This is a genomic window from Occallatibacter sp. (assembly GCF_049802275.1).
GTDB lineage: Bacteria > Acidobacteriota > Terriglobia > Terriglobales > Acidobacteriaceae > Telmatobacter.
This window is the reverse complement of sequence record NZ_JBARMD010000165.1, coordinates 1-11,546: the sequence shown is the minus strand read 5'-3', so window position 1 is coordinate 11,546 and position 11,546 is coordinate 1. Positions and strand designations below refer to the sequence as shown.

The 11,546-nt window shown below is 55.5% G+C and carries 9 protein-coding genes; 7 read left to right on the top strand and 2 right to left on the bottom strand.

Annotated features, from left to right (window positions below):
- A partial coding sequence (locus WA354_RS05295) for an aldehyde dehydrogenase family protein (protein ID WP_472811967.1) occupies window positions 1-559 on the bottom strand: 559 nt, incomplete at its 3' end.
- 333 nt (window positions 560-892) lie between these two features.
- Between WA354_RS05295 and WA354_RS05290 the strand changes: the two genes are divergently transcribed.
- Window positions 893-2,434 (top strand): hypothetical protein, encoded by a 1,542-nt coding sequence (locus tag WA354_RS05290; protein WP_472811966.1) that lies wholly within the window; start codon window positions 893-895, stop codon window positions 2,432-2,434.
- Between the two features lie 29 nt (window positions 2,435-2,463).
- On the opposite strand, the gene WA354_RS05285 is transcribed toward WA354_RS05290, so the two are convergent.
- The gene (locus tag WA354_RS05285) at window positions 2,464-5,634 is read right to left on the bottom strand and encodes a putative bifunctional diguanylate cyclase/phosphodiesterase (RefSeq protein WP_472811965.1); all 3,171 of its coding nucleotides are present in this window, start codon (window positions 5,632-5,634) and stop codon (window positions 2,464-2,466) included.
- Between the two features lie 424 nt (window positions 5,635-6,058).
- Here WA354_RS05285 and WA354_RS05280 point away from each other — a divergent pair, with 424 nt between their 5' ends.
- The 6 genes from WA354_RS05280 to WA354_RS05255 all read left to right on the top strand — a co-directional run.
- Window positions 6,059-6,757 carry a hypothetical protein gene (locus tag WA354_RS05280; RefSeq protein ID WP_472811964.1) on the top strand — a complete coding sequence of 233 codons (699 nt, stop codon included), beginning with the start codon at window positions 6,059-6,061 and terminating at the stop codon, window positions 6,755-6,757.
- 100 nt (window positions 6,758-6,857) lie between these two features.
- Window positions 6,858-7,166, top strand: a complete 309-nt coding sequence (locus WA354_RS05275) for a hypothetical protein (protein WP_472811963.1) — start codon at window positions 6,858-6,860, stop codon at window positions 7,164-7,166.
- Window positions 7,167-7,428: 262 nt separating this feature from the next.
- Entirely contained in the window at window positions 7,429-8,022 is a 594-nt protein-coding gene (locus WA354_RS05270; protein WP_472811962.1) for an RNA polymerase sigma factor, read from the top strand.
- Between the two features lie 98 nt (window positions 8,023-8,120).
- A complete protein-coding gene (locus tag WA354_RS05265; protein WP_472811961.1) occupies window positions 8,121-8,795 on the top strand; it encodes a zf-HC2 domain-containing protein in 675 nt (224 codons plus the stop codon).
- A 35-nt stretch (window positions 8,796-8,830) separates the two neighbouring features.
- Window positions 8,831-9,676, top strand: coding sequence for a hypothetical protein (locus WA354_RS05260; RefSeq protein WP_472811960.1), 846 nt, complete (start codon window positions 8,831-8,833; stop codon window positions 9,674-9,676).
- Between the two features lie 69 nt (window positions 9,677-9,745).
- The coding region (locus WA354_RS05255; protein ID WP_472811959.1) for a tetratricopeptide repeat protein at window positions 9,746-11,546 on the top strand (1,801 nt) is incomplete at its 3' end.

Here is an 11,546-nt window from a genome sequence, read left to right as displayed (position 1 = left end):
AGTTTCCGGCGGCAATCGCCGGAGCAAGCTTCCACGTCGCCATCAGGATGGGAAAGTTCCACGGAATGATCTGGCCCACAACGCCAAGCGGCTCATGGAAGTGATACGCGACGGTGTCGTGATCGATCTCAGAGATCGTGCCTTCCTGCGCACGGATGCAGCCGGCGAAATAGCGCCAGTGATCGATTGCCAGCGGAAGATCGGCATTCACGGTTTCGCGGATCGGCTTGCCGTTGTCCCATGTCTCGGCCAGCGCGAGGAGGTCGAGGTTATCTTCCATGCGCTGCGCGATCTTGTTCATCAGGATGGCGCGGTGCGTCGGGCTGGTATGACCCCAGCTTTCACGGGCTGCATGTGCTGCGTCCAGGGCCCGTTCAATGTCCTGAGCATTGGAGCGCGGAATCTCGCAGAATGTCTTCCCGGTGATTGGCGTTACGTTCTCGAAATACTGGCCGGAAGCGGGCTCGACCCACTTGCCGCCAATGTAGTTGCCATAGCGAGGGCGGAAGCTCACTTTATCGCTGAGCTTGCCCGGAATCGGTTCTGTCATGGTCGCCATCGAAAGTCCTCCGGGGGATTGGTCGCGCGAAATCAGCAGGGGCGCGCGAAGAACGAATCATACTCCCGCCAACCTACAGCCGGGCAGCCTGGAACTGTAAGGAGTTGTGGCGATACTTCAATTTCACCCCCAAATGGAATTCTCTTTCCCCGTATTCATGAGGTTGATTCCCCCGGCCCATCACCCTGGGCAGGCAGTTATCAAAGTTATTGCAAGGGCAGAAGCGACGCCACATTCCAGAAGACATTGGCGATTGATGCAACTAATCTGTGCTGAGTGGTTTAAGAAATCAATTTCCCACATCCTGATCCGGGATGAAAGAAGGCGTGCGCAATGAATGTTGCACCCACCGTCCAAACGGTCGAATCGCGGTCGCGGTCACGGGCACTGCAATGGCAGCAGTCAATCGTTATGGCCATCCTCTACGCCACGCCAGTATTCTTTGTGCTTCGGTTAGATCAGGTGGACGATACAGACGTTTGGTGGCACCTGCGCACAGGGCAGTGGATCGCCCAGCACGGAACCATTCCACATGCGGAATTGTTCTCGGCGTTCGCTGCCGGGAAACCGTGGACAGCCTATAGTTGGCTTTTTGAGCTTATCGTTTACTCGTTATTTCATAAATTCGGACTTATCGGAATTGCTATTTACACTTCGGCGATGGTCGTGGCAATTACGGTGGGCGTTCATAGCCTTGTGCGGAGATTGAACTCCGATTTCACACTCGGGGTCGGAATCACGTTCCTCGCAATGTATACGATGGGGCGCCTCTTTACCCCTCGTCCCTGGCTACTCACCATCCTCTTCTTTACCCTTGAGCTCAACATTTTAATGAGGTCGCGGCAGAGTGGAAAGGCTCGCGAACTACTCTGGTTGCCGCTCATTTTCGCTCTCTGGGCAAATATTCATATCCAATTTGTGGATGGACTCCTGGTGCTGGGTATAGCGCTGGCCGAATCCTTACTTGCAAAATGGTCGCCGGTAATCAAGACGAACCTGAAACCGAGCAGTATGGTTGCCATCTTCCTTGCGTGCATTGCTGCGACGCTGGTGAATCCCTACGGATGGGGAGTCTACAAGGTGGCTTACGGGCTGGCTGACCAGATGGGTCAATTAAGTCAGATCAGCGAGTTTTCCGCAGTTCCGTTTCGCAGTCTTGATGATTGGTGTGTTGTGCTTCTGGCATTTGCTTCATTGGGAGCCCTGGCGTGGGCACGCCGTTTTTTGTTCTTCGAAACAATTCTGCTGGCATTTTCCATCATTATCTCGTTTCGATCACAGCGGGACATTTGGGTCATCACAGTAGCGGGCAGCGCCATCCTGGCAGCCGCACTGCAATCCAGCGCGGGAGGAGAGTTTCGACTGGGCTTCTCTGCGATTCCCTTTATAGTCCTGGCTACCGCACTGCTGGTCGTACTCGCCTTCAAAGAAATGCGGTTTGATAATGCCGAGTTGCAAGTAAAAATGGCGGCGGATCTTCCGGAACACGCGGTTGAGGTTATAAAGCAGCAACACTTGGGAGGTCCTCTCTATAACGACCTCAACTGGGGTGGCTTTTTGATCTGGTCGCTTCGGCTCCCCGTAAGTATGGACGGCCGGACCAACGTATATGGAAGCGAAAAAATAATTCGATCCTACGAGACATGGAACGCCAATCCAGGATGGGACTCTGATCCCGATCTTCTGAGAGCCAATCTTATTTTCGCGCCGGCGGAGGCTCCGCTCGTACAGTTGCTTAGGTTTCAGCCGTGCCTCCGTGTGGCCTACGAAGATCAACTTGCCGCGGTCTTCCTCGCGCAAAATAATCAAACTGGCGATGTTGCGAACAGCTTCTGCGCCAGCAGAGAAAAGCTCTCAAACCAGCCTGCAGAGTAGTTCTCATTCAAGCTGTTTCCAGACTGTTCTTAACGTGCAGCGCCCATGGAAAGGATCTCGAACAAAGCGGATGCCTTCCGGCTTTGGAAATCCATCTGATCGGCCCGGAGAGGCTTGCTGAAGAGGAATCCCTGCACATCGTCGCATTGCTGCTCGCGCAGGAACTGCAACTGCCGTTCGTTCTCGACTCCCTCCGCGGTAACTTCGAGATTCAGGCATTTTGCCATCTGAACGATCGCAGCCACGATTGCCTCTTCATTGCCGTTCCGATGCAGGTCGTGTATGAAGGTGCGGTCGATCTTGAGCTTGCTGACCGGAAGTTGCTTCAGATAGCTGAGACTCGAGTATCCCGTACCGAAATCGTCAATCGCCAGCTTGACTCCCAGCGTCTTCAATTGACTGAGGACTTCGAATCGCATGTCTTCAGTGGCAAGCAGCAGGCTTTCTGTAATCTCAAGTTCCAGATATTCGGGATCGAGCTCCGTTTCTTTCAAGACTCTTCTGACCAGATCGCAAAAGCCGATCTGACGAAATTGAACGGCCGAAACATTTACGGCTACGGGAACCTTGTTCCCGACGTTGTGCCAGCCGCGAGCGTGTTGACACGCGGTCCTCAGCACCCACTCGCCGATGGGAACGATCATCCCGTTGGCCTCGGCAATCGGAATGAACTTGTCGGGAGCCACCAATCCCAGATCCGGGTGTTTCCACCGGATAAGCGCTTCCCAGCAGGACACCGCACCAGTCCGTAGATTGAACTCGGGCTGAAAGACGAGGTGGAACTCTTCTCGATCGAGGGCGCCGCGCATGCTGTTCCCGAGTTGAAGCCGCTCTATGGCCTGCGCCGTCATTTCCTCAGAAAAGAAACTGAAGGTGTTGCGTCCCCGTTTCTTTGAAGCAAACATTGCGGCATCAGCGTTTTTAATGAGTGTTTCCGCGTCAGCGCCATGCTCGGGAAAAATGCTGATTCCAACACTGCACGTAACGCTGAGCGAATTGCCGTGCAGATTGAACGGCGGCCTCAGTTCGCGCGCGACTCGTTCCGCCACGAGCGCAGCGTCATCATGCGAACCAATAGGGCCGAGAGCGATCAGGAACTCGTCGCCAACCAATCGCGCCACCGTGTCTTCTTCACGAGCGCAAGCCTGCAGTCTTGCGGCGATCCCTTGCAGTAGTTCATCTCCCCGCGAGTGCCCAAGACAATCATTGATGATCTTGAAATTATCGATATCGAGGTGGAGCACTCCCACCTTGTCGCGCCGGCGTTTTGCAGCCGCAATGGTCTTGGATAACCGATCTTGGACCAGGGTTCGATTGGGCAGGTTGGTTAGAGAATCAAAGAAAGCCAGGAACTGGATCCTGTCTTCCGCAAGTTTGCGCTCAGTAATATCGACGAGAGAACCCTCGAAGACCTGGGTGCCGTCGTCGGCTCCGCCGGTCGCTCTCAGGCTGCATAGCACCCAACCCTGCGATCCATCGGACCGCTCGAGTGCTTGTTCGGTTCCAACTGTAAAACTTGCGTCGGACACATTCTCATGGAGCTTTTGAATAATCTGCTCTGCCCGGATGCTATTGCCCAGAAGCTCGTGGCGCCCCTTATATCCGAGAATACGGGCACAGGCATCGTTGCAGTCCAGAATTTTGCCATCTGCAGCGGCAAGGTAAAGCCCAGTCACATTCCGTTCGAAGATATTGCGATAGCGTTCTTCGAATGCCATCTCGTTCTTCAGCTTCTCTGTGATGATTACCGTCTGCTTCCGGATGCGCCTTCGAAGAATGAACACCCAAACAATCACTGCCAGGGTCGAGAACATCAGGCCGGAGACTAGATTCGCGGCTACCTCGCCGTTAAACCACGGAGGCGTCGAAATGACTCGGACGTCTTCCGGCGAGCGAAGCACAACTTCGAACTCAGATGGGTTGCCATTCTCGTCTGCTTTGACCGTGCAAATTCCCGTCAAAGAAATCCGGCTTCCCTCTTTGACTTTCAATTCGGGCGCTGCCAAACCCGCAAAAATAGCTTCGAATAGCACGCCATCGTCAGATTCAACCACCAGTTCCCGTCGATTCAGCCGCTGACGATAGGAGCTGAGCGTTCCAGTGATGTTGATAAGTTGAGCATCATATGTGCCCTTGAGGGCGGCTCGTCCAGTAACCGACGCGATGCCGGGCGGAACGTGCTCGTTGGTGGGCCGGATGCTTGCAGACTTCAGCACCGGACTGAAACTGCCCGCAGCCGGAAATCCAATGACTTCGACCTGGTCACCGTCCTGAATAGGGGACCCGTCCTGGCTCTCAGCGTAGACGCCGCCAGTGCCATCGGTCACGTAGATTCCTTGCAGGGGAAACCGGGCTGTGACCGTCCCGACTACTCTTACTCGGTGGTCGTCAGAAAGATCAGCCGAATACCGCCGGATGTCTGCAACAGGAATCACGGGCACAGCGAAGGGATCCTTGGGCGAAGCTTCAAGAATCTCCAGATTCCCGAGCGACGGCATGAGCAAGTGAATCGAGACGAGTTGATTCCGGCTGTTGAAAGCCGCCCCGCAGACGCCAATGAAGCGAACCTTGGCATCCACTAAGCCCATTGGGAACGAACCGTGATAGTCGGGGACCCGGACCTTGAAAACGCCAGTCGGCGTGGCGACGTCGATTACCAGTACGCTGCCTTCACCTTGCTGGACAAAGGAGCGCACAACGCCATCCATCTGCACCCACTGGCCGTCGAATGAGCCGGTCGCAGCGTCGTCATAGGTGACGGGTTGCGGTTTCGGGGGAACCGATTTGCCAACAACTGTCCAACGCGGGTTCGCGATATACGGGCTGAAGCCGAATCCGACGATGCCTTGAAGATCGAGCATCTCGCCGGGTGATGGAGGTTTGGCCGTGGAATACCTCAGATCAACCCAAATCCCGCCTGTCGCGTCCTGCACAAAGAGATTAGGCGCGACGGTGTCGTAATAGGTGACGACCCCTCGTACATGCACGCCGATGTCGCGAGTCGAGGCTTTGAGATGCCGAATCTGACGAATCGTGGTTAGCGCAGCGAAACCGGGAGCCTGGGAGATCGCAGGGATTGCGCCGCAGATCACGATCAACGCCAGAAATCCAAGCCTCAGGCCGCGTGCGCGGCAAGAATTTGCCGCCCGCGGAGGGGTGTTGATCGCGACTGCCCTGCGGTGAACGGCCGGTCTTGACATCCCCAGTTCCTCAATCTTCCTTGTCCCGCCAGTATTCGACCTAAGCGCACGGACGCAACAACTCGGAGGTTTGTCCAAAAGTGTGGTTAGGCTAGCACAGGTTTACTCCCGGGTAACTGACTCTTCTGGGACAACTGGTTACGTTTGGGATACCGGGGCGTTGCGCACAAGTCCATATTTTGAATGAACTTGCCTCCGTTTTATCTACCTCTGATCGAGCCGGGCTTCCGCGAGCCTTGGGCGAAGACCTCCCCGTTGCATCTTTCTGCCGCCAAGTCCCCTGGCAACCCGGAAGTGATTCCTCGGAAAAGTATTTTCCGATCGGATGAAACGGCACACCTTAAGAGCTCACTATCCCTCGTAAGTCGAATCCTCCCCGGGTGAGCACTGGACCCCCGCTTCGGACAGCTTGAGAGGAATGGATATGAACTCCCCTGCAGTTTCCCGCTTTGCACCATCGACTCAACCCGCTCTGGAGCTGATCGCCCTGGCCCAGTTGTCGCCCGAACATGCGCGACAAAGACTGCGAGCGCTGTTGCTGGCGAACCCAAACCACTTTGGAAAAATTCCGGCGGCTTCGTTTGTTTCGGTCCTCAAGATCCAGGAGGACACAACCTACGAATGTATCTCCCGGATTGGCTACGACCCTCAAAATGAGCAACTCTGTGCCACGATCGACATCAGGCAGGCATTCGGTTACTCCGGCGACGCCTTCATCCATGGTTCTGAGGAGTTTGTACGCTTTTATCTTTCTTACGACGGTGGTTCGATGTGGCTCGACCAGGGAATGCGCTCCGTAAGTGCCTTCGACGCGCATCTGCAGAGATCGTTGGAACATAAGGTCACGTTGGAGGTGATACCCGGAAAAGAGCCCTGTTCCGAGGAGCGTCTCCCCAAAATCAGGGCAATCCTGTCGTGGATTTCACCGCCCCCCGCGGGCGCCCCGAATTGGGTTCCCGTCTGGGGCAATGTCGTGGAGAGCGACATCCGGATCGAGAACTCACACGTCGATACTCCAGACGTGACGCTTCCGGCGGCCATGCCCGATTATCCAGAGACGGCCGCATATGCGATGGAGAGAACAGTAAAGGTGAGCTGTGAAACCGTTTCTGCGGTTTTATGAAGATTGCGGTAAGCAACAGGATTTAAAAGTCCTCCCCCACAGCAGACGGAGTTTTCAGGTTGGGGGCTCCGTCAGCGTCAAAACTGGAGCTACTTTCGCAATGATTGAAGGCACCAAAACATTGAGCGTCGCTGGATTTACACCGGTAGCAGTTTGGGAACTCAGAAATCTCATGACCGCGGAAGGCGCTGGTTCGGGTCTGTTCGAACAACTGCGGCTCACACTGCGCAGCGGCGCCGTTGCCAGAATGACTGCTTGTTTCACTGATTTCAGCCTTTGGTTCTCTCTACCTTTGTCGATTTGGCTCACGACTGGCTGGGTCGGCTTGATTTTCCACTGGCAGGCCATTTCGAAAATGGCCTGCCAGGTGGAAAAAATGCCAGCGGATGCTAAGCCCGGTCCCCGATGACGCGTCTGTCGCTGAGATGAATTGAGACGACAGGGACACCAGCAACCAGATCGAATGCAAATGGGATCATGCAGCTTCAGCGAGCCGCTCATCCCATAGCAAACAAGTGGAGATGAGACTAGTGCCTCTTCCAAAGCCAGCTTCGCGAAGCGCCTCGCCGGCGCAAATCCGCAATCGGCCCTGCACACGCCAACCCCGGCATCACGTTGCGCAAGTGACGCCAATGCTATACTTACGTCCTCTCGGGTTGGCGGAGACTTCATTGCAATTTCGCGCGTTCGATGCAAGTTACATCGAAAATCTTTGTGCGGGGGACCGGGCTACCCAGGAGCATTTCGTCGGATATTTCACCGAATTGCTCCAACTGAAACTTCGCTCACGGCTACAGTCCCCCCAAGCCATCGAAGACGTGCGCCAGGAGACCTTCGCCCGGGTGCTCGCCACTTTGCGCAAGGAAAACGCGCTGCGCCGGCCGGAAGCTTTCGGGGCTTTCGTAAACACGGTATGTAACAACGTCCTCCTGGAGCATTACCGGTCATCCAGCCGAAGCCAGTCACTCGATGAAGAAGGCAGCCCGGAACCGCAGGCAAAAGGGGCAGACGTTGTGAGCGTAATCGCAGCGACCCAATTGAAGGCAAAAGTTCGCGAGATATTGCTCAAACTGCCATCGCGCGACCGCTCCCTGCTAAAGGCCGTGTTCCTCGAAGAGCGCGATCGCGAGGATGTCTGCCGGGAGCTCGGTGTCGACCGCGAGTATTTGCGCGTCCTCCTGCATCGGGCCAAGCAGGACTTCAAGGTCGAGTATCTAAAGCGGATGAATGTTGGAATGAATGCCAGGCCGGCTGAAACGATTTGATGACGGGTTTCACCATCATTTAACACTGGGTTTGGGGCGCGTTTGCATTGGTCGATTGAGGTACTGGTTCGATGGATCACAACGAAGCAATAAGAGAAATGGCGGCGGAACGATATCTCCTGAATGAGCTGACGCCGGAGCTCCGCGATGACTTCGAGGAACACGCTTTTGGATGTCCGGAGTGCGCGCTCGATCTCCGCGCCGGATCCACTTTCATCAACATCGCCAAAGGTGAACTGCCTGAGCTTGTCGCGGCTTCCCCTGCACCCTCACAGGCTGAACCGGCACGGCCCATCAAAAAGACATTCGACTGGCACTCCTGGCTGCGGCCAGCCTTCGCCATTCCCGCTTTTGCTGCATTGCTGGCGCTTGTTTCGTACCAGAATCTCTCTACAATCCCATCATTACGTAAAGCCGCAAGCGAACCGAGTGTATTGCCATCCACGGCTTTTCATGCAGGGACCAGGGGGAGCGCTCACACTCCGGTGACGGCGGATAGAGCGAACGGAGCAGCACTTTCGATTGAACTCCCGCAGGATTCTGGCTATGCTTCTTACGCCTTCGATTTGTACGATCCTCAGGGTAAGGAGCTTTGGACTAGGAGTGTAACGGCCACACAAGCCGGATCAGCCGGGGACGGAACTGTTTCCCTCGTGATTCCCGGCGCTGGGCTGGCGGAAGGCTCCTATACGCTTGCAATTTCCGGCACTGATGCCAAGGGGGCGCGAACCGAGATTGACCGGCGCGAACTCGATTTACACTTTGACGATTGAGAGCTTCGACGATGCTTTGGAAAAGAAAGGCCCCAATGCCAGATCCAGTGAAGAGATATCACGACTACCATGCAGAGGCCGAAGCCCTGTCCGGGGACCTGACCCTGCCGCTCATCCAGGAAGTCAAGCCTCCGACGTTTGTGAAGCTCAACGAACGCGGCGGGTACCTCTCCCAGCACGTGGAGAACTACCGCCTCGGCGGTGTCGTCTCGTTCCGCTCCGCTTATACCCAGGTGGGTGGCAACCCTGATCCGAAGCCTGGCCACGGTTGGAATACGTTGACCACGTCGGTGATTGAAGGCCTGAACGTGCTGGACATCGTGACGGCCGACCGGATTGTTTGTCAGATATCAACGGATCATCCTCCGATCGGATATGTTCCTACGGTGACCTTCCTCGGCACACGATTTGAAAATTTGCGCATCGCCGGACACCAGCTGAAGTTGGATCTCGATCTGGACATGCTGGGTTCGAAGCCGAAGAAAGATGCCGGATATTTGAGCGATCGGGAATTTCAGGAACGTGTCACGGCCCAGCGGAAGCGTTTGAAGGGTCAGAAGAATCTCCCCGCAGACATCGCGAATTACTATGGCCAAGCATCATCCAGCGCAGGCAAACCGGGGCCGATTAAATGCTCATTGGTTAACCAGGTGGAGGGGGGGTATCCGGGTCGAAGCTTCGGTCATGCGATCGACGTCCCCAACTTCGGCAAGATTTATCTCGCAACCCTATGCATCGAGCAATCGGATTACGACACGCCAACGGGGGCTCCACGAGCGACAACCATCAGCTTAACCATGATCGAAATGGTGATGGGCTGCGTGGCCGCGGGAAAGATGGTGGCCGCCGGCGGCAAAACGAACGGCGTGACCGCACCGTAGGCGGCGCCGATATCCTGTCTTCAGACCTTTGGATTGCATTCCATCTCTTCCTGGGTCCTGAAGGCAAACATGACTGTTCGATTGTCCAGTAAGGGTGCTCGCTCAAAGCTCTTTGCCTTGGCGCTTCTGCTCCCAGTCGGATTGGTGATCCTCTTTCCGTTACAGGATTCGCGGCCGTTAAGCTTTGAATCTCAATACGAGGAGGCCAGTCGACTCTTTTCTCGCGGATACCTTGAGAAAAGTCAGAATGCCGCCAGGAATGCGTTCCTGCGTAGCCAAACTGCCGATCCTATATGGGCTGCAAGATTCCAACTGCTCGAAGCTCAATCAATGGTTTGGCGGGGTCTTTACGACGATGCTGAACATATTCTCGAATCAAATCCCCCGACTCCCGATGATCCCGAGCGGGCAATTTTACGATTGACACTCGAGGCTGTATCTTTAACTCGCCTGCAACGACTTTCGAGCGCAGATCTCCGGCTTTCCGAGGCCGCGGAACTCTGCCTTCAAAACATTGTTAAAGCCTGTGGTGAAGTTCCGAGGGCGCGGGGAATTCTAGCGATTCAGCGCGGGGATTTCGTCGGCGCGAAAGCGTTCTTCTTCGAGAGCCTTCAACACGCCAGATCCCATAATGACCAATGGCTGGAAGCGACTGCCCTATTGAATCTGGGCACGGCATCTCTTCAGCAAGAACATTACGACGAAGCTAGCGACTGGTACAGATTTGCCAGCCGAGCAGCAGTTGCGCTGCAAGCAGAAGATTTGGCGCAACGATCTCTGGGTAACCTCGGGTGGGCCTATTTCGAACTTGGAGACCCGACCAGAGCATTGGATTTGATCCTCGACGCGCAACATCATGCGAGAGCGCTCGGGAATTTTTCTGCAGAGGTCAGTTGGCTCACGATGGCTGGAGATGTGTATTGGAGGATTGGGGAGTTTGTCAGGGCAACCCAGTCATACAGCCAAGCCCTCGTTCTCGCGAAGCAGATTGAGAGTAAGGAAGACATCGTAAACACGCTGGAAGATCTGGCGCATGCTTCAATTGACGCTGGCAAGTTGAAGGAAGCCGATGGCTATTTGCAAAAGCTCGAACCGTTGTTGCGTGCCAACGGCAATCGTCTCGACGCGCTCGACGTGACTCTGGCGCAGGCCAGAATTGCGGCGGCCAATCACAACAACACGAGCGCAGAGTCACTTTCCCGCATCGTAGAGAAAGACCCCGCGAGCCAGACCTCGATGCGGCTGACCGCGGAGCATGAACTCGCCCGGCTCTATGAGTCAGAAGGCAGAACCGCTGACGCGGATCGGATGTATCGCACCTCGCTCGAAACTTTCGAGGCTGCCCGAGCCGAACTTAAGAGTGATGACTCGAAGCTTCCCTTCCTCGCCAACGCCACCGGCGTCTATGACGACTATATTCACTTTCTCGTGGTGCGGGGAAAGACGGACGAGGCCCTTGCACTGGCTGATCGTAGCCGCGCTCGAACGCTGGAGCAGGGACTCGGTGTCAACTCTGACGCTCGCTCATTCGCGAATATTCCCCTGCACCCCGGTGAAATCGCGCGCAAGACAAATGCGACCCTGCTCTTTTACTGGCTCGGCAAAGGCGAGTCGTATCTCTGGGTAATCACTCCGGCGAAGGCCAGCATGTTCATGCTTCCCGCGCGGAGCAAGATCGAGCCCATGGTCGAACGGTATCGCAAAACTCTGCTGGGCTTGAGCGATCCACTAGAGGCCTCCAATGGCGATGGCGTTGCACTCTATCAAACACTTGTCGCGCCGGCGCGTGAGCTCATTCGGCCCGGATCGACAGTGATGATTCTGGATGACGGAACGTTGAGTCAGCTCAACTTCGAAACGCTGATTGCTC